General features: G+C 59.2%; 25 protein-coding genes. 12 read left to right on the top strand and 13 right to left on the bottom strand.

Annotated features, from left to right (window positions below):
* Positions 1-11: 11 nt before the first annotated feature.
* Positions 12-1016 (bottom strand): AAA family ATPase, encoded by a 1005-nt coding sequence (locus BM152_RS13585; RefSeq protein WP_066608746.1) that lies wholly within the window; start codon positions 1014-1016, stop codon positions 12-14.
* Between the two features lie 89 nt (positions 1017-1105).
* Between BM152_RS13585 and BM152_RS13580 the strand changes: the two genes are divergently transcribed.
* Positions 1106-1669, top strand: a complete 564-nt coding sequence (locus BM152_RS13580) for a DUF1285 domain-containing protein (protein ID WP_066608743.1) — start codon at positions 1106-1108, stop codon at positions 1667-1669.
* A gap of 44 nt (positions 1670-1713) precedes the next feature.
* A complete protein-coding gene (locus BM152_RS13575; RefSeq protein ID WP_066608740.1) occupies positions 1714-2478 on the top strand; it encodes a hydroxypyruvate isomerase family protein in 765 nt (254 codons plus the stop codon).
* Between the two features lie 30 nt (positions 2479-2508).
* On the opposite strand, the gene BM152_RS13570 is transcribed toward BM152_RS13575, so the two are convergent.
* A complete protein-coding gene (locus BM152_RS13570; protein WP_066608738.1) occupies positions 2509-3426 on the bottom strand; it encodes a cation diffusion facilitator family transporter in 918 nt (305 codons plus the stop codon).
* 506 nt (positions 3427-3932) lie between these two features.
* Between BM152_RS13570 and BM152_RS13565 the strand changes: the two genes are divergently transcribed.
* Entirely contained in the window at positions 3933-4277 is a 345-nt protein-coding gene (locus BM152_RS13565) for a hypothetical protein (RefSeq protein ID WP_066608735.1), read from the top strand.
* Between the two features lie 111 nt (positions 4278-4388).
* On the opposite strand, the gene BM152_RS13560 is transcribed toward BM152_RS13565, so the two are convergent.
* Positions 4389-5207, bottom strand: a complete 819-nt coding sequence (locus tag BM152_RS13560) for a sulfotransferase family protein (RefSeq protein WP_066608733.1) — start codon at positions 5205-5207, stop codon at positions 4389-4391.
* A gap of 133 nt (positions 5208-5340) precedes the next feature.
* Between BM152_RS13560 and BM152_RS13555 the strand changes: the two genes are divergently transcribed.
* On the top strand, positions 5341-6918 hold the full coding sequence (locus BM152_RS13555; RefSeq protein ID WP_066608730.1) for a DUF5928 domain-containing protein: 1578 nt from the start codon (positions 5341-5343) through the stop codon (positions 6916-6918).
* Positions 6919-6929: 11 nt separating this feature from the next.
* Positions 6930-7307: an HIT domain-containing protein gene (locus tag BM152_RS13550; protein ID WP_066608720.1), complete on the top strand. Its 378-nt coding sequence runs from the start codon at positions 6930-6932 to the stop codon at positions 7305-7307.
* Between the two features lie 91 nt (positions 7308-7398).
* Here the strand turns inward: BM152_RS13550 and BM152_RS13545 are convergent, their stop codons facing one another.
* Entirely contained in the window at positions 7399-8331 is a 933-nt protein-coding gene (locus BM152_RS13545; protein ID WP_066608718.1) for an ABC transporter ATP-binding protein, read from the bottom strand.
* Positions 8332-8525: 194 nt separating this feature from the next.
* Between BM152_RS13545 and BM152_RS13540 the strand changes: the two genes are divergently transcribed.
* Both BM152_RS13540 and polA read left to right on the top strand, forming a co-directional pair.
* Complete coding sequence (locus tag BM152_RS13540) at positions 8526-8708, top strand: zinc-finger domain-containing protein (RefSeq protein ID WP_066608716.1); 183 nt, start codon at positions 8526-8528, stop codon at positions 8706-8708.
* 182 nt (positions 8709-8890) lie between these two features.
* On the top strand, positions 8891-11698 hold the full coding sequence (gene polA / locus BM152_RS13535) for a DNA polymerase I (RefSeq protein ID WP_066608715.1): 2808 nt from the start codon (positions 8891-8893) through the stop codon (positions 11696-11698).
* A gap of 102 nt (positions 11699-11800) precedes the next feature.
* On the opposite strand, the gene BM152_RS13530 is transcribed toward polA, so the two are convergent.
* Both BM152_RS13530 and nth read right to left on the bottom strand, forming a co-directional pair.
* Positions 11801-12787 (bottom strand): adenosine kinase, encoded by a 987-nt coding sequence (locus BM152_RS13530; RefSeq protein ID WP_066608712.1) that lies wholly within the window; start codon positions 12785-12787, stop codon positions 11801-11803.
* Entirely contained in the window at positions 12780-13427 is a 648-nt protein-coding gene (nth, locus tag BM152_RS13525; RefSeq protein WP_066608710.1) for an endonuclease III, read from the bottom strand. The genes BM152_RS13530 and nth overlap by 8 nt, the downstream gene beginning before the upstream one ends.
* 10 nt (positions 13428-13437) lie before the next feature.
* On the opposite strand from nth, the gene BM152_RS19650 reads away from it, so the two are divergent.
* The 4 genes from BM152_RS19650 (at position 13438) to BM152_RS13510 (ending at position 16139) form a co-directional block, all read left to right on the top strand.
* Positions 13438-13572: a hypothetical protein gene (locus BM152_RS19650; RefSeq protein ID WP_269446565.1), complete on the top strand. Its 135-nt coding sequence runs from the start codon at positions 13438-13440 to the stop codon at positions 13570-13572.
* Between the two features lie 101 nt (positions 13573-13673).
* The gene (locus tag BM152_RS13520; RefSeq protein WP_066608867.1) at positions 13674-14507 is read left to right on the top strand and encodes a methylated-DNA--[protein]-cysteine S-methyltransferase; all 834 of its coding nucleotides are present in this window, start codon (positions 13674-13676) and stop codon (positions 14505-14507) included.
* Between the two features lie 104 nt (positions 14508-14611).
* Positions 14612-15262 carry a YiaD family glycine zipper/OmpA-like lipoprotein gene (locus tag BM152_RS13515; RefSeq protein WP_066608708.1) on the top strand — a complete coding sequence of 217 codons (651 nt, stop codon included), beginning with the start codon at positions 14612-14614 and terminating at the stop codon, positions 15260-15262.
* Positions 15263-15368: 106 nt separating this feature from the next.
* The gene (locus tag BM152_RS13510; protein WP_066608706.1) at positions 15369-16139 is read left to right on the top strand and encodes a FadR/GntR family transcriptional regulator; all 771 of its coding nucleotides are present in this window, start codon (positions 15369-15371) and stop codon (positions 16137-16139) included.
* Positions 16140-16239: 100 nt separating this feature from the next.
* Here the strand turns inward: BM152_RS13510 and BM152_RS13505 are convergent, their stop codons facing one another.
* The 5 genes from BM152_RS13505 to BM152_RS13485 form a co-directional block, all read right to left on the bottom strand.
* Entirely contained in the window at positions 16240-16797 is a 558-nt protein-coding gene (locus BM152_RS13505) for a F0F1 ATP synthase subunit B (protein ID WP_066608704.1), read from the bottom strand.
* Between the two features lie 4 nt (positions 16798-16801).
* A complete protein-coding gene (locus BM152_RS13500) occupies positions 16802-17353 on the bottom strand; it encodes a F0F1 ATP synthase subunit B' (RefSeq protein ID WP_066608701.1) in 552 nt (183 codons plus the stop codon).
* A gap of 116 nt (positions 17354-17469) precedes the next feature.
* Positions 17470-17706 carry a F0F1 ATP synthase subunit C gene (locus BM152_RS13495; RefSeq protein WP_066608699.1) on the bottom strand — a complete coding sequence of 79 codons (237 nt, stop codon included), beginning with the start codon at positions 17704-17706 and terminating at the stop codon, positions 17470-17472.
* A gap of 61 nt (positions 17707-17767) precedes the next feature.
* Complete coding sequence (locus BM152_RS13490) at positions 17768-18523, bottom strand: F0F1 ATP synthase subunit A (protein ID WP_066608695.1); 756 nt, start codon at positions 18521-18523, stop codon at positions 17768-17770.
* Positions 18524-18525: 2 nt separating this feature from the next.
* Positions 18526-18888 carry an AtpZ/AtpI family protein gene (locus BM152_RS13485; RefSeq protein WP_066608693.1) on the bottom strand — a complete coding sequence of 121 codons (363 nt, stop codon included), beginning with the start codon at positions 18886-18888 and terminating at the stop codon, positions 18526-18528.
* Positions 18889-19117: 229 nt separating this feature from the next.
* Between BM152_RS13485 and BM152_RS13480 the strand changes: the two genes are divergently transcribed.
* Positions 19118-19447, top strand: a complete 330-nt coding sequence (locus tag BM152_RS13480; RefSeq protein WP_066608864.1) for an ArsR/SmtB family transcription factor — start codon at positions 19118-19120, stop codon at positions 19445-19447.
* A 39-nt stretch (positions 19448-19486) separates the two neighbouring features.
* Here the strand turns inward: BM152_RS13480 and BM152_RS13475 are convergent, their stop codons facing one another.
* Both BM152_RS13475 and BM152_RS13470 read right to left on the bottom strand, forming a co-directional pair.
* Positions 19487-20386, bottom strand: a complete 900-nt coding sequence (locus BM152_RS13475) for a DMT family transporter (RefSeq protein WP_231730594.1) — start codon at positions 20384-20386, stop codon at positions 19487-19489.
* A 263-nt stretch (positions 20387-20649) separates the two neighbouring features.
* Complete coding sequence (locus tag BM152_RS13470; RefSeq protein WP_066608691.1) at positions 20650-21546, bottom strand: LysR family transcriptional regulator; 897 nt, start codon at positions 21544-21546, stop codon at positions 20650-20652.

The following is a 21546-nucleotide window of genomic DNA, read 5'->3' as shown; positions in this document are numbered from 1 at the left end:
GCGGGGTTGAGTCACGCGGCAGACCGGACTTTCAGAGAGGTTTCGGCCACATCGGCGATGATCGCGCCGAGATCGTCCCCACGCGCCCGCGCCGCGAATGTCAGCGCCATGCGGTGAATGAGAACAGGACGCGCCATCGCCAGCACATCTTCGGGACCGGGTGCAAGACGCCCGTCAAGAAGCGCACGGGCGCGGGTTGTGAGCATCAAGGCCTGAGCCGCACGCGGACCCGGACCCCATGCGACAGCGGCATTCACCGCCTCGCCGGCTTCAGGTTCATGCGGACGACAGGCGCGCACGAGGTCGAGAATCATTTCCACCACCTGTTCGCCCACCGGCATCTTGCGCAACAATTTCTGGGCGTTAATCAATTCTTCCGCGGTGAACACCTGATGCGCCTCGTCCTCCTGCGCCCCTGTGGTGGCCAGAAGTATGTCGCGCTCCGTGTCGCGGTCGGGATAGTCCACATCGACCTGCACCAGAAAGCGGTCAAGCTGGGCCTCGGGCAGCGGATAGGTGCCCTCCTGCTCCAGAGGGTTCTGCGTCGCCAGAACATGAAACGGTGCGTCCAGTTCATGCGGCTGGCCCGCGATGGTGACGGTTTTCTCCTGCATCGCCTGCAAGAGCGCGGACTGGGTGCGCGGGCTGGCACGGTTGATCTCATCGGCCAGAAGCAACTGGCAGAACACCGGCCCCTTGATAAAGCGGAAGGCCCGCGAGCCATCCGTGGCGGTTTCCAGCACTTCGGAACCCAGAATATCGGCGGGCATCAGATCGGGCGTGAACTGCACCCGTGCGCCATTGAGCCCCATCACGGTGGACAGCGTATCGACCAGCCGCGTCTTGCCCAGCCCCGGAAGGCCCAGCAAGAGCGCATGTCCTCCGCAGAGCATGGAGGACAGCACCAGATCGACCACAGCCTCCTGACCGACAAAGCGGCGGGTGATGGAGGCTTTCGCTTCACCAAGCTTTGCGCCCAGCGTTTCGATCTCGGCTACGAGGTCGGTGTCGGTCATGTCTTACTCCTCGGGTCGAACCATGGCACTATTAGACCCGTGTCGCATGCAAAGCACAAATGACAAAAGGGTCAGAAGGAGATTTTTCCATGGCAGTTTCTGCAGAAAGCATCGCCAGCGCCGTGAAAGCCGCAAAAGGGCGCGGATTACCGCCGGTGGACAAGTGGAATCCGCCGTTTTGCGGCGATCTCGACATGCGCATTGCGCGGGACGGAACGTGGTTCTATCTGGGCACGCCGATTGGCCGTGCGCCCTTGGTGCGGCTGTTCTCGACCGTGCTCAAACGCGAGGGCGACAAGTATTTCCTTGTGACCCCCGTGGAGAAAGTCGGCATCACCGTGGATGATGCGCCGTTTCTGGCGGTGGATTTCGACATCGAAGGCGAAGGCAAGGACCAGCGGCTCACCTTCCACACCTCCGTGGGCGATAAGGTGACCGCCGATGCGGAACACCCGATTCGCGTCGAGACCCGCGACGGTGAGCCTGCGCCCTATGTCGAGGTGCGCGCGGGACTTGAGGCACTCATAGACCGCAAGAGCTTTTTTCGCCTCGTCGATCACGCGGTGACGGAAGAGATCGACGGAGAGGCGCTGTTCGGTGTCTGGTCTGCCGGGTCTTTCTTCGAAATTGCCAAGGCGGCGGACCTCGCCTAACATTCCGACAAGACCATCCGAGCCAAGATTTGCGAAAGGACATCATGCCCAGATTTGCCGCGAACCTGTCCTTTCTGTTCAAGGAATACCCGCTCCTTGAGCGGTTTGCGGAGGCCAAAGCCTGCGGTTTCACGGCTGTGGAAGTGCTGTTCCCCTATGACGAACCTGCCTCCGAGGTGGCGCAGCGTATGGCGGATCTGGGGCTCGACATGGTGCTCATCAATGTGCCGCCCCCGAATTACACCGGCGGACAGCGCGGCTTTGCCGCCGTGCCGGAGCTGGAAGAGCGGTTCCGGCGCGATTTCAAACGAGCCTTGCGCTATGCGCAATTTCTGGGCGCACAGCACATGCATATCATGGCGGGAAAGGCCAAAGGCGAGGCCGCGCATGAAACCTACACGCGCAATCTGGCATGGGCCGCGAAAGAAGCGCCCGAGCTGAGCCTCACCATCGAGCCGATCAACGGGCAGGATATGCCAGGCTATTTCCTTGATGATTTCGATCTGGCCGTCGAGGTGCTCGACGCGGTGAATGCGCCGAATCTGGGGCTGCAATTCGACGCCTATCATGCCCAGATCATCACCGGAGACGCTCTGGCTGCCTGGACGCGCTATGCCCCCTATGTGCGCCATATCCAGATCGCAGGCGCACCGGAGCGCCATGAGCCGGTGCAAGGGCTCATTGATTATCCGGAGTTCTTTCGCCGCGTGGACGAGAGCGGCTATACAGGCTGGATCTCGGCGGAATACATGCCGAAGGCACGCACGAAAGACGGGCTGGACTGGTTCAACGATTTTCGCGCCCGTTAAGGCCAACGTCAGGCAACCGTCCAGCCGCGATCAACCCGCGGGCACCGCCGGATCAGCATCGCCCGCACATCCGGCCCCCGGCGCTTCGACCTCAAGGGTGGAATGGGCGATGGCGAAACGGTCACGCAGCAGGGCTTTCACCTCCACCAGCACAGGCGCGGCCTCGCCGGAAATCACCACATGGGCCTCGACCGAATTGCGATGCTCATCGATTTGCCACAGGTGGATGTGATGCACATTTTCGACCCCCTCGATCCCTTCAAGGGCTGCGGCAATATCACCGGCCTTGGTCCCTTCCGGTGCGCCCAGCATCAGGATGCGGATCACAGGGCGCAACTCGCGCAACGCCTGCCAGAGGATATAGAGCGAGATCGCAATGGTCAGCAGCGGGTCGATCAGACGCCAGTCCCACAAGAGAATGACCACCCCGCCAAAGATCACCGCCACCGACGTTCCCGCATCCGCAAGATTATGCAGAAATGCCGCGCGGATGTTCAGGCTGTCTTTTGACAGGGTGTAGGTCAGAAGCGCCGTCACCAGATCAACGCTCAGGGCAATGACTGCGATAATCACCACGGTCCAGCCCGCGATTTCGGGCGGATTGAACAGGCGGGACACGCCTTCGGCAAAGAGATAGACAGAGATCACGATCAAGGTGGTGTAGTTGACCATCGCCGCCACCACTTCGGCGCGGCCATAGCCAAAGGTCATCCCCCCGTCACGCGGCTTGCGGGCAATTTTGCGCGCCCCGAAGGCAATGACCAGAGAGAGCGCATCCGACAGGTTGTGAATCGCATCGGCGATCAGCGCCATAGAGCCGGAGATCACGCCACCGACAATCTGCGCGAGTGTCAGAAACAGGTTGACCGCAATGGCACCGGCGACGCGGGCATCTCCGGCTTCGGGGTCAATATGGTGGTGATGGTGGGGATGTTGATCATGAGCCATAGTTCCATCATGCGCCTCACATATCCAAACTCCAGCGGAAAATTGACGCAGCTGCGTATAATGGGCGGCTCGGCCTGAAACTCTGTCTGGCGGGCCTGCGTTCGGATGGCGTTGATGCGCCCCTGCGCCCTGTTGCGGGCGAACCCGCCTATGTTCTGTATGGTTTTTAAGCGCGTTTCGAGCGCAGGCGCACAGAAATAAATCGAAGTGTTAAAATATCCCAAAAATCCGCAATATTTGGTGCGCATATGCACACAATTAGAAAAAGCACAGTTATTTGCTCCAAATAAGGTGAATTCGCACAATGTTTCACGGAATCACAAAAAATCCCGCGACAATCGCCGAAATGTGATCTGCATATATGCACATTTATCTGGATAAAAATGGTAAATTTGTTCGACTTTACACAGGCATGACACAAGCCTAAATATTATTCCATCGAGAGACGCAAAAACGAACAGACAGCGTCACCCACAACTAGAAATGAAATGAAAAGGACCACAACCATGACATTCTCCCTCAAAACACTGACCGCCGCCGCCATCGTTGCTGTTGCTGGCACTGCCGCTGTTGCAGGCCCCAACTACATCATCCCGGGCAACCAGTCCTCCACCAAAACCGTTGCGAATGTTGAACTCGTGCGTGCCGAAGCTCCGGCAACTCTGGAGGTTTACTCCGTCCACGGCGGCGAACGTGTGGCTCTGCTCGGCTCGACCGACGTGAACGCCGGCGCGAACACCGATGTGAAAGTCAGCCTCGACGCTGGTGCTGCGAATTCGAACCTTGAGTTCGTCCTCGTTGGCTCCAACGGCGCAGCCCTCGCCGACAAAAGCATCAACAACTACCAATAAGAGGTGGTCCCGTTCGCTCTGAGCCTGAGTGCTCAGGGCGGATGGAAATCAGAAATGCCGCCGGAGTCCCCTCCCGGCGGCATTTTTGTGTTTTCTGGCAAGTGAAAAAGGTCAGTCGCCCAGTTTGGCATGAACCTCGTCGAGATCAACCTCGCCCAAAGGCATCTTGTTGCCCGGATTTTCAAAGTCGTATTTGAAGAGCTGGAAATCGCGCTTGTAGATTTCCCACATCAAATGCATCGACAGGTCGTCGAAATAGTCCTCGACCGGATGCAGCCGCTTCGGCCCGTGCCCCTCGGATTCGTTGAACCGCGGAATCGCGCTCAGATCGACCTTGTGCGGCGCGTCGATATGGTCGAGCACGTCCTGCATCCCCTCGTTGAATTTCTCCGTAAAGAAAATCTTGTCATATGTCCCGCCATTTACAATGAAGGTGGAGACATGACCGGACATGGCTGACCAGTGGATGTCAGGGTCCATCGGGCGGCGCCAGCGGATGGTATCACGCACAAACAAAAGGAAGCGGCGGAAGCTCGCGATCTGGTCGAACTCCTGCTTGCCATCAGGCCCGCCCACTTCGATCCCATATTTCTGGATCAGCTGCGGAACAAGGTTGCCACGATAGCGGCGACCATTGCGCTGAATGCCGCAGATCTTGTCAAAAAAGCTCGACAAAACACGGGTGTAGGGATTGCGCACACAGGTGAAAGCATAGCTTTTATGCGCCTGCACATTGGCTTCGATCAGAGGTTGGCTTTCCTCCTGCGCCCATTTGTGCATGCGATCCTTGCTGTCATGAATGTCACCGTCGAAAAACTCGCCGTGATCCGAATAGAACATGATCTGCCCGATCGTCGAACAGGCACATTTGGGGACGACGCGATAAACAACACTCTCGCTTTCAGTCATCCAGGTTCCGGGAAAGCCCATAATTACCACTACTCCTCTTTGTCACACGCAATGTGACCCTTTTTGCTTTAAAAGCAAATTCCCCTTGATTATTCAATGATTGGTTACGCTTGTAAGCGGACAATGAAGCAAAAAACAGGTTACGGTTTCCAATATGGCGCGAATTGCCTTTATCTTGTTGTGCCATAAAGACCCCGAGGCGATCATTGATCAGGCCCGTCGCCTCACCCGTGCGGGGGATTATATCTCGATCCACTTCGATGCCAGCGGCGGCAAGGAGACCTTCGAGGCGATCCAGAAGGGGCTCGCAAACAACCCCAATGTCACCTTTGCCACCAAACGCATCAAATGCGGCTGGGGCGAGTGGAGCCTTGTGCAGGCCACGCTTTACGCCCTTGAGGCGGCCGAGCGGGATTTTCCGCGCGCAACCCATTTTTACATGCTCTCCGGCGACTGCATGTCGATCAAGACCGCCGAATATATGCATGATTACCTCGACCGCGAGGATGTGGACTTTATCGAAAGCTTCGACTTTTTCGAGAGCGACTGGATCAAGACCGGCATCAAGGAAGAGCGGCTGATCTACCGACACTGTTTCAACGAACGCAACAACAAGTGGCTGTTCTATGAAAGCCTGAAGCTGCAACAACGCCTCGGGCTGCGCCGCGACATCCCTGACGACCTGCAAATCATGATCGGGTCGCAATGGTGGTGCCTGCGCCGGCGGACCGTCGAATGGATTCTCGACTTCACCCGCCAGCGCAAGGATGTGATGCGATTCTTCCGCACCACATGGATTCCCGACGAGACGTTTTTCCAGACCGTCGTGCGCCATGTGGTGCCCGAAAAGGAAATCCGCACCCGCACCCAGACCTTCCTGATGTTCACCGATTACGGTATGCCCGTGGTGTTCTATAATGACCACTACGACCTGCTCCTGTCACAAGACTATCTCTTTGCCCGCAAAATCTCCCCCGAGGCCAAGGAACTGAAAAAACGCCTCGGCGATCTCTATGCCGCCACCGGCGTGAAGTTCCAGATCTCGAACGAGGGGCGCTCGCTGTTCCAGTTCCTCACCAATCGGGGCCGGAACGGGCGGCGGTTTGCGCAGCGGTTCTGGGAGACCGAAAGCTCCCTTGGTCGCAACCGCGAGCTTCTGATCATCGTGTGCAAGAAATGGCACGTCGCCAAACGGCTTGTGGCGGAAATTAAGACCAAGACCGACATTCCCTGTCTCGAATACCTGTTCAACGAGGAAGGCAGCGCCCTGCCCGACCTCGGCGGGATCGAGAAAAGCCTTGAGAAACGGACGCGGCACAGACGCGCATGGGTGCGGATGCTGTTCGACTATTTTGACACGAATCGCATGGTCATCTGTCTCGACCCGACAGGCATCGACCTGATTCAGGACTTCTACGCCGATCGCTCCAGTTCGCGGCTGCTGGAGATCGAGTGCGAATTCACTGACGACTATCTCGCCGGACATGCCAAACGCACGGGACTGGCCGGAGACCAGACTCCGGAGGAGGCGATCGAACGGCTTTTGCCGACCATCCGCTCGGATATGACCGACGAAAGCGACCGTATCCGTGACGCCGAGTTCGACAATTACAACCGGATTTCACAAAGCAACACGCCGGAGGAAAATGCGCGGCCCCTTGCACGTTTCCTCGGCATCCCCGAAGATAAAGCGCGCGAGATTGTCTCGATGCATTACCTGTTTTCCGACTGAGGGAGGCCCCCATGCCCTACGCCTATGATGACCAGAACGTCTTTGCCAAAATCCTGCGCGGCGAGATCCCCTCGACGCCGGTGTTCGAGAGCGCGCACACGCTGGCCTTCCCCGACATCACGCCGCAGAAAAAGGTACATATTCTGGTGATCCCGAAAGGGCCTTACCGCTGTTACGACCATTTCGTGCAAGCTGCCTCCGACGCCGAGCAACTCGACTTTTTCCGCTCTGTCACCAAGGTCGCGGAACAGCTGGGCGTGGCGGAATCTGCGGGGGGACAAGGCTTTCGCCTGATCACCAATTCCGGCGCAGATTCCCATCAGGAAGTGCCGCATTTCCATGTGCATCTTCTGGGCGGAGAGCCCTGCGGGCCACTGACCTGCAAGTGAGAAAACATATCCAAAATTGACAAAACCCCGCTGTGAGGCAGGGTTTTTATTGAGTATTTAGACCATCAGAAAGCCCGCACCCGCGCGTGGGTTATTTTCCCGAAGTCAGTTCGACAAAGACATCTTCCAGATCCGGCTCCATCGTGCGCACGTCTCCGATGGTGATGCCAGCGGCCTTGACCGCATCCAGGATGGCTCCGACCGAGGCTTGCCCGCGCGAGAAATCGAAGACCAGAGCCCCGTCGCGGCGGCGTCCCATTTTGACACCTTCGGGCAAAGCAAAACTCTCCGGCGCGCCGCCTTCGGGTTCGATCACCAGCGTCTTGGCATCCATCAGCCCCAAGAGGTTCTTGGTCGTGTCCTGTTTGATCAATTCGCCGTGATTGATGATGGCGATCTCGTCGCACATTTCCTGCGCCTCTTCGAGGTAATGCGTGGTGAGAATGATGGTCATGCCCCGCTCCTCGTTGAGTTTGCGCACATTGGTCCAGAGCATCTGGCGCAGCTCGATATCGACCCCTGCGGTCGGTTCGTCCAGCACGAGAATTTGCGGGTCATGCACCAGCGCCTTGCCCAGCAAAAGCCGCCGCCGCATCCCGCCCGACAGCGTGCGCGCATAGGCGTCAGCCTTGTCGGACAACCCGATAAGCTCGAGGATTTCATCGGTGCGCCGATCGCGTTTCGGCACGCCGTAGAGGCCCGCTTGCACTTCAAGCGCCCCGCGCGGGGTAAAGAAGGGATCGAGGTTCAGCTCCTGCGGCATAACCCCGATGGCGGCGCGGGACTGGCGCGGATTCACGTCCTGATCGAATCCCCAGATCCGCACCTTGCCGGAGGTCTTGATGACCAGCCCCGCAAGAATGTTGATCAAGGTGGATTTGCCCGCGCCATTCGGCCCCAGAAGACCAAAGATCGACCCCTGCGGAATCGCCAGATCGACACCTTTGAGCGCCTCTTTCGGAGGCTGTCCGGCCCCGCCTGCATAGGTCTTGCGCAGGGCTTCGATCTCAAGTGCGTTGCTCATCGGTCTCGCTCCTTCTGTCCGCACGCCTGTTCTACGGGCGGTTGCCTCTTGTCCGTGCCGCACGGATCGCTATCATATGCCCCTGACTTAGGCGGTCTGTATGGCTGCGGCAACCGCACCAACCGCCAAGCCCTTTGCACAGACCCGCACAGCCCCCTCATGCGGCTGACGCCAGACAGCGAAAAGGACAGGACATGACGATTGAAGCGCCGGAAACGGAAGTGGTCTCCAAATGGAAAGTGGCTTGCGATGGCGGCGAGGGTGCGCTTGGCCACCCGCGTGTCTGGCTCGTGATCCCGCATGACACCGGCTATGTGGAATGTCCCTATTGCGACAAGAAATTCGTCCACGAAAGCAGCAAGCTTCAGGACGCCTGAGGCGCATGGGCCTGCCGCGCGGGCTTCCTGCACAGGGAGGATCCGCACGGCACACCGACCTTTGTGACACGTTTTATGGCCTGACCCGATCTGCCATGCGGGTCTTGCGCAATACCGGCTTGCAGGTGTCGCGTCATTCCGTGTTATCAAGGCGCAACTTTTGAGCACAGGGAAAGACGCGCATGACATTCGGAAAAGGCAGCCACCTTCACCTCATCGACGGATCGGCCTTTATTTTCCGCGCCTACCACGCGCTTCCGCCGCTCACCCGCAAATCGGACGGGCTGCCGATCGGGGCGGTCAGCGGGTTTTGCAACATGCTCTACCGCTATATCGAGGCCAACACCGGCGCCGATGCTCCGACTCACGCCGCGGTGATTTTCGACTATTCCGGCAAGACCTTCCGCAACAATCTCTATTCCGCCTACAAGGCCAACCGCCCGCCCGCGCCCGAAGACCTCGTGCCGCAGTTCCCGCTGACGCGCGCGGCCACCCGCGCCTTCAACGTCGCCTGTATCGAGATCGAAGGGTTCGAGGCCGACGACATCATCGGCACCTTGTCCCATCAGGCGCGTGATGCAGGCGGGCGCGTGACGATCATTTCCTCGGACAAGGATCTGATGCAGCTTGTCGGTGGCGGGGTCGAGATGCTCGATCCAATGAAGAACAAACGCATCGACCGCGAAGGGGTCGAGGAGAAATTCGGCGTCGGACCGGAGCGCGTCGTCGATGTGCAGGCGCTTGCGGGCGACTCGGTCGATAACGTCCCCGGCGCACCCGGCATCGGGATCAAGACCGCCGCCCTTCTGATCAACGAATACGGCGATCTCGAAACGCTTCTGGCGCGGGCCGAAGAGATCAAACAACCCAAACGCCGCCAGACCCTGATCGAGAATGCCGAGCTGATCCGCATCTCCCGCGATCTGGTCAAGCTGGACTGCGACATGGAACTGGATTTCACCCTCGACAGCCTTGAGGTCAAGGAACCGGACACAGAGAAACTGCTGGCCTTCCTCTCCGAGATGGAATTCCGCACCATTGTCAAACGTGTCGCCGAAAAGTTCAACGTCGAGGCACCGGCCATTCCCGACGCCCCTGCTCCTTCTGCCGCATCCTCACCGGATGCGCCCGCCGCGCCCGAGACCAAGCCCTTTGACACCGCGTCTTACGAAAAAGTCACCACGATGGGCGCGCTGGAGCGGTGGATCGACGCCATCTATGCGCGTGGCTATGTCGCCGTGGACACAGAGACCACGGGCCTTGACGAGATGCAGGCCGATCTGGTCGGCGTGTCGCTTTGCGTCGAGCCGGGCGAGGCATGCTATATCCCCGTCGGTCACACGCTGGGCGAGGACGATCTCTTTGGCGGCTCGAACCTTGTGGACGGGCAACTGTCAAAGAACATGGTGCTCGATGCGCTCAAACCGATGCTTGAGGATGAGAGCATTCTCAAGATCGGCCAGAACATGAAATATGACGCCAAGATTTTTGCCCGCCACGGCGTCCGCGTCGCGCCCTATGACGACACGATGCTGCTGTCCTATGCGCTCAACGCAGGTATCCACAATCACGGCATGGATGCGCTTTCGGAACGCTACCTGAACCACACACCGATCCCGACCAAAGAGCTTCTGGGCAGCGGCAAATCCGCGATCACCTTTGACAAGGTCGAGATCGGAAAAGCCGTCGAATATGCCGCCGAAGACGCCGACATCACCCTGCGGCTGTGGCAAGTGCTCAAACCGCGACTTCACGCGGAGAAAGTCACCACGGTCTATGAAACGCTGGAGCGCCCGCTCTCACCCGTGCTGGCACAGATGGAAATGGCCGGCATCCTCGTGGACCGCGATGTGCTCTCGCGCATGTCCAATGCCTTTGCCCAGAAAATGGCAGGACTGGAAGCCGAGATTCACGAGCTGGCCGGCGAAAGTTTCAACGTCGGCAGCCCCGCGCAGCTTGGCGAAATCCTGTTCGAGAAAATGGGGCTTGAGGGCGGCAAGAAGGGCAAGACCGGCAAATATTCCACCCCTGCCGATGTGCTTGAAGACCTCGCCACCGAACACGACCTGCCCGCACGCGTTCTGGACTGGCGGCAACTGTCGAAACTCAAATCGACCTATACGGACGCGCTTCAGACCTTCATCCACCCCGAAACAGGCCGCGTGCATACATCCTATGTGCAAACCGGTGCCGTGACTGGGCGTCTGGCCTCGTCCGATCCGAACCTACAAAACATCCCCGTGCGTTCGGAAGAGGGCCGCCGCATTCGCGAGGCCTTTATCGCGCCAAAAGGCAAAAAGCTGATCTCGCTCGACTATTCCCAGATCGAGCTGCGCATCCTCGCCCATGTCGCAAATATCGAAAGCCTCAAACAGGCCTTCCGCGACGGGCTGGACATTCACGCCATGACCGCTTCCGAGATGTTCAATGTCCCGATCGAAGGCATGGACCCGATGGTGCGCCGTCAGGCCAAGGCCATCAACTTCGGCGTGATCTACGGCATCTCCGGCTTCGGCCTCGCCCGCAACCTGCGCATCCCGCGCAAGGAGGCACAGGGCTTTATCGACCGCTATTTCGAACGCTTCCCCGGCATCCGCACCTATATGGATGACACGGTCGCCTTCGCCAAAGAGCATAAATATGTCGAGACCCTGTTCGGGCGCAAAATCCACACACCGGAAATCGGCGCCAAAGGGCCGCAGGCGGGCTTTGCCAAGCGTCAAGCGATCAACGCCCCGATTCAGGGCTCCGCCGCCGACATCATCCGCCGCGCCATGATCCGTATGCCCGAAGCGATCAAAGACCTCCCCGCCACCATGCTGTTGCAGGTGCATGACGAATTGATCTTCGAGGTAGATGAGGATGCCTGCGATCAGGTGATCGAAGTGGTCAAGGACGTGATGGAAACCGCCTCCGATCCGGCAGTGAAGCTCGATGTCCCCATCGAAGTGGACGCGGGCATTGGCGACAACTGGGCCGAAGCGCACTAGCGCCTTGCGTGGCGTCTCCTTTGCTGCCGGAAATACTCAAAAGAAAACGGCGCGGGAAATTCCCGCGCCGTCCGAGTATTTAAAACCATCAGAAAGCCGAAATCAGATCAGCCCTTCTTTGCGGAAAAGCTGTTTCATATCCGTTTCGGGCCGTGGCCCGATGTGGGAGATCACCTCACCTGCAGCGATACAGCCCATCCGGCCACAGGCCGCGAGACTCTGCCCCGTCGCGTAGCCGTAAAGAAAGCCTGCCGCGAACTGGTCGCCTGCGCCGGTGGTGTCCACAGGCTGCACCCGTTTGACCGGCACCACCGCTTCTTCCTCACCCTGCACCAGCACCACATCCGAGCCCGAGCGCGTGCAGACCACAAGGCCGGATTCGGAGGCAGCGGTTTCCAGAGCGGTAGACAGGTCGCTCTGGTAGAGGCTTTCCCATTCGTGTTCGTTGCCGATCACGAAATCCAGCTCTTTGACGAATTTGCGGAAGTCGTCGCGGTGGCGATCCACACAGAACGGATCGGAGAGCGAGATACCGACCTTGCCGCCTGCGGCTTTGGTCAGTTTCGCGGCCTGATTGAACGCATGTTTGCCTTGGGGTTTGTCGTAGAGGTAGCCTTCGAGGAACATGATTTCCGTATCGGCGGCCACAGATTGAGCGACATCATCGGCGGAGATCTCGGAGGAGATGCCCAGATAGGTGTTCATCGAGCGCTCCCCGTCCGGCGAGACGAAGATCATCGAGCGCGAGGTGGGTAGCTCTCCGCCCGGCACGGGGCTGTTGACGAAGGCGGTGCCGTCGGATTCCATCTCGGCGGCGTAGAACCGCCCCAGCGCATCGTCGTGGACGCGCCCGATAAAGCCGGTTTTCAGCCCCAGCCCGCCAAGCCCTGCCAGCGTATTGGCCACAGAGCCGCCCGGCGTCTGCACGCGGTTGGTCATGGAACTGTAGAGCAATTCGCCGCGCTCGCGCTCCACCAGTTGCATGATGCCTTTCTCGATCCCCATGAGTTCGAGGAAACTGTCATCCGCCTGCGTAATCACATCGACGATTGCGTTGCCGATGCCGACAACCTGATAGGTTTTAGTCAAGATTTTTCTCCTCATACATGCAGAGGTCGCGGATCAGACACGTGCTGCACAAAGGTTTACGCGCCTTACAGACATAACGTCCGTGCAGGATCATCCAGTGATGCGCGTGTTGTTGGAATTCGGCGGGGATATTGTCTTCGATGGCGCGTTCAACCGCGACGACATCCTTGCCCACGGCTACGCCGGAACGGTTGCCGAAGCGGAAGATATGGGTGTCTACGGCCTGTGTCGGCACATGCCACCACATATTGAGCACCACATTGGCGGTTTTGCGGCCAACGCCCGGAAGGCTTTCCAGAGCGGCGCGCGACGAGGGCACTTCGCCGCCGTAGTCCTCAACGAGGATCCGGCTCATCTTGATGACGTTTTTCGCCTTGTTGCGATACAGCCCGATGGTTTTGATATGTTCGATCAAACCCTCTTCGCCCAGATCAAGCATCTTCTGCGGCGTGTCGGCGATTTTGAACAGCTCTTTGGTGGCTTTGTTCACCCCTTTATCCGTCGCTTGCGCGGACAGAGCCACCGCCACGAGCAGGGTATAGGCGTTCGTATGCTCGAGCTCCCCTTTGGGCTCGGGCTCTGCCGCCTGAAAACGGGTGAATATCTCGCGGATCGTTTGGTAATCGAGTTGCTGGACCATGGGGCGTCTAATGCCTTGTCAGAACGGTCTGGGCAAGCCGTTTGATGGCAATGGCCGCCACGGAACCGGATCAAAACCCGCAAGGAGCGCGGGCATGGGGATTTGGCGCAAGTTTCGGGTCGGCAAACCCCGCCGCAACGGCTAGGCTTTTCCCGACCACCCTCGTTTCACCGGAGCAAGCCTGTGCCAAACCCCGTGCCATCCTCTGCGCAATCCCAAGACACGCTTCCTGCCGCGTCTCCGGAACTGTGCGAAGACCGCTACCATTATCAGGTGATCCGCCGCGCCATCGAGATTCTCGACAAGGCTGCCCTGCCCCTGCCTCTGGATGCGCTGGCCGAAGAACTGGGCATGTCGCCCTTCCATTTGCAAAAGACCTTCAGCCAATGGGCCGGTGTCTCCCCGAAACGTTTCCAGCAATATCTGACCCTCGGCCATGCCAAGGCGCTGATTGCCGAGAACCACACGCTGCTCGACACGACCGAAGCCACGGGCCTGTCCGGCACGGGGCGGCTGCATGATCTCTTTGTGCGCTGGGAGGCCATGACCCCCGGCGAATACGCCCGCAAAGGCGACGGGCTGTCGATCTCCTACGGCTGGTTCGACACGCCCTTCGGCCCGAGCCTCGCTATGGCCACACCACGCGGGCTTTGCGCAATGGCCTTTGCCTCCGAATGTAGCACACAGGCCGCCTATGACGATCTCGCAAGCCGCTGGCCCAAAGCCGAATTTGTCCACGCGCCCGAACAGGTCCGCCCCTATGTCGAGGCCGCGATTGGCGGCGGCGAGATGAAGCTGCACCTCTTGGGTGCCCCGTTCCAGATCAAGGTCTGGGAGGCGCTTCTCGCCATTCCGTCAGGGCAGGTCACCACCTATTCCGACATCGCCCGCCGCATCGGCAGCCCCAAAGCTGTGCGCGCCGTGGGCACTGCGGTCGGGCGCAATCCGGTTAGTTGGCTGATCCCCTGCCACCGTGTGCTGCGCAAAACGGGGGCCTTGGGCGGCTACCATTGGGGCCTACCCGTCAAACGCGCCCTGCTGGCCTATGAAACCGCACAGGCAGAAGAACAACACAACTGAGCGAAAACCCGCCACATTTTCGTGAACACCGCAAATCCATCGTGCGAGTGGCGTCAGAGAACGGTAAAACCGGCGTCAAGAGCAGTTTTTCAAGGAGGATCCAAATGAAATCCCCGCTATATATCGCCATCCCGCTGGTCGCATCTTTCGGACTGAGCGCCTGTATGGACACTTACGACACCAATTCCAAAACCACTCAAGGCGTCGCACTCGGTGCCGCTCTGGGCGGGATCACTGCCGCGGCCACATCCGGCAGCAATGACAAACTCGCCAAAGTCGCCGTGGGCGCGATGATTGGCGGGGCTGTGGGCGGCGCAATCGGCCAGCAGCTTGACAAACAGGCCGCCGATCTGCGTCAGGACCTCGGCAATGACGACGTGCAAATCGTCAACACCGGTTCGCAACTGATCGTGACCATGCCGCAAGACATCCTGTTCGCCACGGACAGCGCCGTGGTCGTGCCTTCGCTGCAATCCGATCTGCGCACGCTGGCCTACAACTTGCAGGACTATCCGAACACCACCGTGCAAGTCATCGGCCACACCGACAACACCGGCAGCGCCTCTTATAACCAGGAGCTCTCCACCCGCCGCGCCTCGGCTGTTGCGACCATCCTGACCGCCAATGGCGTCTCCACAGGTCGCGTTCACGCCTTTGGCCGTGGCGAGGATCAACCGGTCGCCACCAACCTGACCGCAGAGGGCCGCGCCCAGAACCGTCGCGTCGAAATCATCATCACGCCGACTTCGGCCTGATCCGCGTTTCAGACCATTCAAAAGGCCGGACAATGTTCCGGCCTTTTTTCATAGCTCCACCGCGATGATGGTCATATAACTTGACCAATCAAATTCAGGGGTTGCTATGCCATTTCAGAAAATCAACGCCGAAAAACTCAGTTCCTCTGTCGCAAAACAGATCGAGCTTCTTATTCTGCGCGGAATTTTACGGCCAGGAGAGCGGCTCCCCTCCGAGCGCGACCTCTCCGAACGGCTGGGTGTGTCGCGCCCCTCTGTGCGCGAGGCCGTGGCAGATCTGACGGAAAAGGGACTTCTGGAGACCCGTGCGAGCGCTGGCATCTTCGTAGCCGATGTTCTGGGGTCCGCCTTCTCTCCGGCGCTTGTTCGGCTCTTCGGGGCGCATAACGAGGCGGTGTTCGACTATATCGCCTTTCGCCGTGATATGGAGGGGCTGGCAGCAGAGCGTGCGGCGCGGATGGCCTCGGATACCGATCTGAAGGTCATCCAGACGATTTTCGAAAAGATGGAAGCCGCCCACCCCAAGCGCAATCCCACGGAGGAGGCCCGACTTGACGCGGAATTCCACCTCTCGATCATCGAGGCCTCGCATAATGTGATCATGCTGCACATGATGCGTTCGATGTTCGATCTCTTGCGTGAAGGGGTGTTCTACAACCGCTCCGTGATGTTCAAACAGCGCACCAACCGCGCGCAGCTTCTGGACCAGCACAGGGCGATCAACGATGCCCTCCAGACCCGTGATCCGGAGGCCGCCCGCGCCGCTGTCACGCGGCATCTCGATTATGTCGAGGAGGCTTTGCTGGACCAGCAGAAATTCGAGCACAACGAAGAAGTCGCCAAACTCAGGTTCAAACACGAACAGGCACGCGGCTAGTCACTTACCCCTGATAATTGGCTATAAAAAAGCCCCGCCGGAAAGGGCGGGGCTTGTCTTGTTCAGGGGCGATCCGATCCGGTCAGAAGATCAGAACGTGTTAGTGCAGCTTGGCGCTCACATCGGCAATCGCGTTGTCGATCAGGTCGTTGGCTTCCGCCGCAGACATTTTCTTCGCGATCACGTCGGATGCCGCCGCGATGGCCACGTTCACAGCCGTGTCACGCACTTCGCGGATGGCGGCAGCTTCAGCAGCCTCGATTTGCTCTTCGGCGGCAGCAAGGCGACGGGCGATGGAGGATTTCAGATCCTCTTTCGCTTTCGCAGCGGCGGCTTCGGAATCTTTCTTCGCCTGAGCCACGATCGCGTCAGCCTGTTCCTGCACTTCGCGCTGTTTGCGCTCGTAGGATGCGAGGATCGACTGGGCCTCTTCACGCAGGGTGCGGGCTTCGTCCAGTTCGGCTTTGATGCCTTCGGCACGCTGGTCCAGCATACCGCCGATCATCGCCGGAACTTTTTTCCAGATCAGGATACCGACGAAGACCAGAAAGCCCAGAAGCACAACGAAGTTGGTGTTCTTGAGCGAAAAGAACGGGCCGGACGCGGCAAAGGCCGGGCTTGCGACGGTGAGAGCGAGAAGGAGGGAAAGTTTTTTCATGTCCTTAACCTTTCAACCGTGCGGTGACTGCCGCGTTGATCGTGCGACCGTCGGCAGTGCTGCCCATGGCGGCGACGAGTTCCTTGGCGGTTTCCTTGGCAACGTCTTTCACGCTGTCCATAGCACCGTCGCGGATTGCGGCAATCGCTTTTTCAGATTCAGCGGCTTTCGCGGCGATCTGGGCATCGGCCTTGGCGGTCGCTGCGTCAAGATCGGCCTGAATGGCCGCACGGGCTTCGCCCGCGATCTGCTGGGCCTTGGCTTTCGCCTCTGCCAGAGCAGCGTTATATGCCTCTTCCGCTTCTTTTGCCTTGAGCTTGAGCTCTTCGGCGGCGGAAATATCATTCATGATCGTGCCGGAACGCTCGGCGAGCACCGAAGAGATGCGCGGCAGTGCGATCTTGGACAGCACGAAATAGATCACGACAAGCGTGACGAGAAGCCAGAAAATCTGGTTGGGGAATGTCGCAAAGTCCAGCTGCGGCATCCCTGCCTCAGCGGCAGCATGTGCGGCATCTGCAGCGTGGGTTTCGGCCCCATGCGTATCTGTTGCCATCTTAACCTCCTGGTTCTGACCGAAATCCCCCGAAATGACGGGAGAACAAGACTCCTGATGTTACGCGAGGGTGGGACTATGGAAGTCCCACCCTGCCGTAAGGATGGAGCGTCGGATCAGACGGCGAACATCAGAAGCAGAGCGACGAGGAACGAGAAGATCCCCAGAGCTTCTGCGAAGGCCATGCCGATGAAGAGCGTCGCGGTTTGCGAAGCTGCGGCGGACGGGTTGCGAAGAGCGCCGGAGAGGTAGTTACCTGCTACGTTGCCCACACCCATTGCTGCGCCGCCCATGCCGATAGCGGTCAGACCAACACCGATGTATTTGCCGAGTTCTGCGATATTGCCTTCCATTGTGGTATCTCCTTACGTTGGAATTGGCTGGATAGGATTTCGAACCTGTTTACTGCGGGCCTTAGTGGACCGGATGCAGCGCGTCTTTCAGATAGACACAGGTCAGAATGGTGAAGACGTAGGCCTGAATGAAGGCCACGAGAATTTCGAGACCATACATGGCGGTGATCGCCAGAATGGACACCGGAGAGATCGCCGCGATGGCAGCAAACCCTGCGAAAACCTTGATCACGGCGTGACCGGCCATCATGTTGCCCGCCAGACGAATGGAGTGGCTGACCGGACGCACGAAGTAGGAAATCAGCTCGATCACGGCAAGAAGCGGACGCACGGCCATCGGTGCGGAGCTGACCCAGAACAGGGCGAGGAATTTCGAGCCGTTTTTGACAAAGCCCAGAACCGTCACGAAGACAAACACCAGAAGCGCCAGCACACCGGTCACCGCGATGTGCGATGTGGTGGTAAAGGACAGCGGCAGAAGGCCCAGCATGTTCGAGAACACGATGAAGATGAACAACGTCATCACATAGGGGAAGTATTTCACGGCATCCTTGCCGGTCACATCCTCGATCATCTTGTAAACGAAACCGTAGGTCAGCTCTGCAACAGACTGGCCCTTGGTCGGCACGATGGAACGGCTGCGCGAACCGACAACCAGAAGCAGGATCACACCGACAACGGCGAGCGCCATCCAGAGCGTCACATTGGTGATCGTGTACCAGTGCACCGGACCGTCGCCAAAGAGCGGCGTGACCTTGAACTGGTCCATCGGGTGGAAAACAAGGCTGCTCTCGGAACCATGTGCTTCAGTCGCCACGTTCAATCCCTCTCATCAGGTGCGGGTGTCCCCGCGTTCGTCTCATTGGCCGCCGCCTGTTCGGCGATCTGGCCCCTCTCGATCTCTTTCGCCGTGCGCATCATGGTTTTGACGCCGGCCGCGAGACCAAATCCGATAAACAGCACGAGGAAAAGCGGGGAAGTCCCCAACAGCTTGTCCAAGCCGAACCCCATGCCAAAACCGATCAACAGACCGGCCACTAGTTCCGTCACCATCCGCCATGCCATATTGGCTTGGGAAAAGTGCTCTTCCCCGCGGGAGGTTTTCGGCTTCTGCGCCTCTTTCATCTTCGCGAGCCGCTCTTCCAAAGCGTGCAAACGCTTGGGATCATGCGGTTCGGACATATGAAAAGCCCCCTGCGGTCATTTGCGGGCAAGCTATGCGGGAGGGCGTTTAGAGTCAATGTGGAATTGAAGCCTTGGCGCGTGACATATGGCGTTGTTTTCATTGAGTATTTTCACCATCAGAAAACCGCCCTGCCCCGCAAGGCATCGCCGTTAGCGCAAAACGCTCTCGTTTTCGTTATTCAACCAGATGGTTGACCAAAGCCGCGCTTCCTCCTATCGCAAACACATGGCACATGATCTCGACCTCATCTTCGCAGCCCTCGGCGACCCGACCCGTCGGGCGATCCTGATGATGCTTCTGGAAGATGACATGGCGGTCACGGATGTGGCCGAGCCTTTCGAGATGTCTCTGGCCGCAGTTTCCAAACACCTTTCCATTCTGACCCGCGCCGGACTGATCGCGCAGGAAAAGCGTGGGCGGGTGAAATGGTGCAAGCTGGAGCCGGACGCCATGCGCGCCGCGTCGGTCTGGATGCAGGGGTTTGGCCAGTTCGAGGAGATTGATCTCGACGGGCTGGAACGGTTTCTGGAGCGCGAACTGTCAGACGGGGCGTAACCTTTGGCCGCCGCGCCTGACCCTGTATCAGGCTTAGCGTCAGGCTTCGTGCTTCAACAGAAGATAGAGCGCCAGAACCGTCAGGCCGATCCCGCCGAAGACCAGCGCAGGCGGCGTGCCGTGGCCCAGAAGGATTTCCCAGATGATCACCCATGAGGGCACGAGATAGGTGTAGGCCATGACCTTGGCCGCCGCCAGTCGCACAGAGGCATAGGCCAGAAGCGTTGCCGAGGTGGTGGTGGCAAAGACGGTGATATAGCCCAGCGCGATCCAGACGATGGCCGGAAGATGGGCCCAGTCGGTCTCGACCACATCCCGCCAGCCCAGCAACAGGATCGCAAGCGAGGCGGCGGACAGGATGAAGAAGGTGAACACCAGCGTGCGTTCGCCCCGATGCAGTCGCGGCACCAGCGGCGTGTAGAGCGCATGGGCCACGACGCCGATGAAATAGAGCGCCTCCCCGCGTCCGATGTGAAAGGCCAGAAAGGCATGAATATCGCCGCGAAAGATCACCCAGAGCGCGCCCACCGCACCTGTGGCCAGCGCAAGGGCGATGCGGCGCGTGGTGATCTGGCGCATGATCAGATAGCCGAACCCAGCCGCAAGAAGCGGTGTCAGGGTGAAAACGGCAGAGGCAGAGACCGGTTCGGCGGTTTTCAGGCCAACAAACATCATCACGAAGTAGAGCGCGAAGATGCCGCCCAGAATGGCGTAGCGCCACGGCTGGCGCAGCGAAGCACGCGGGATGCCGCCCGTGGCCATCGCCATGATGCCCACAAAAATCGCCGCTGCGACAAAGCGCACGCCGTTGAGCGCCAGAGGCGTGATTTCATTGGCCGCCATCGCGCCGAGGGAAAAAGACCCGGCAACAAGACAGGAAAAGGTCAACATCGCCAGATGGCCGTTCCGGCGATCTTTGGCTGCGGCAATATGGGGCACGGGCAAAAGCTCCCTCTCAGGACATTTTCTAAAATCTTGCGCCATCTAAAGGTTTTCACACCGGACCGGAAGCCCTGCCGGACGTGAAAGGCCGCGACATCAATATGTTGCGTGAATAAGTGTATGGCACAGGCCCCGAAACCTTGTGGCGCGGGACAGCTGAAAGAGGCTTTAACGGCAGAGCGGGCACAGGTCCACTGCCCGCTTGCGCACATGTCGGGCGCAAATTCCGTCAAGCAACATTCAAGCGGTGCGTGAGGTGGTTACTTCGCGCCGGGCCATTCCTTGGCCCGCGCCTTGAGGAAGGTGAGAAATGCCTGCACCTTCGGCGTCCGGTGCAGGTCGACATGGGTGACAATCCAGTTCTGGCTGCCCCATTCAGGTCTGGCCGGCAGGATTTCCCTGATGTTCTCGCGGCCATGCGCCATCCATGTCGGCATGAACCCGACGCCTGCGCCCGCGTTGATGGCGTCATTCATCGCGCCCATGTCGGAGGTGCGGAAGACCACGTTGCTCGCAGGGACATTCTCGTTGATCCAGATCACGAAAGGCGCACGCGAGTGGCTGTCGTCCAGCGAGATAAAGCGCAATTCCTGCGTCAGCGCGTCCCCTTCGCCCTGCGGCTCGCCATAGGTGTCGAAATAGCGCTTGTGGGCATAGAGCCCGATGTCCTGACTGTAGAAGGGCTGCACCACATTGTCCGGCTCTTGCGGCGGGCGACCTGCACGAATGGCAACATGGGCCTCGCCATATTCCAGCCGGAACACCCGCTCGCCGGTGAGATAGCGCACGGACAGCGCCGGATGCTCGCGCTGGAACTCGGCCAGAACCGGCGCCAGAAGCGGCCCCATCCCCGGCAGCGAGGTGACAACCAGTTCGCCCGCAACCTCTTCTCCGCGTCCCTTGATGCGCGAGACAAGCTGCGACAGTTGGTCATCGGTGGTTTGCGCGACTTTCAACACGTCCAGCCCCGCCTCGGTCGGCGTGTAGCCGCGCGCGTGGCGTTGGAAGAGCTTGACCCCCAAACGGGATTCCAGCGCATCAATATGACGGATCACCGTAGCGTGGTGGACGCCCAGCGCCTGAGCCGCGCCGGACACGGTGCCCATTTTGGCAACCTGAAAGGCAGTGCGGAACTCATCCCAGTTTTCGACGGACAT

Origin of the sequence: Celeribacter halophilus, from assembly GCF_900114135.1 — a bacterium.
Lineage (GTDB): Bacteria > Pseudomonadota > Alphaproteobacteria > Rhodobacterales > Rhodobacteraceae > Celeribacter > Celeribacter halophilus.
This window is presented reverse-complemented; position numbering and strand designations above follow the sequence as displayed.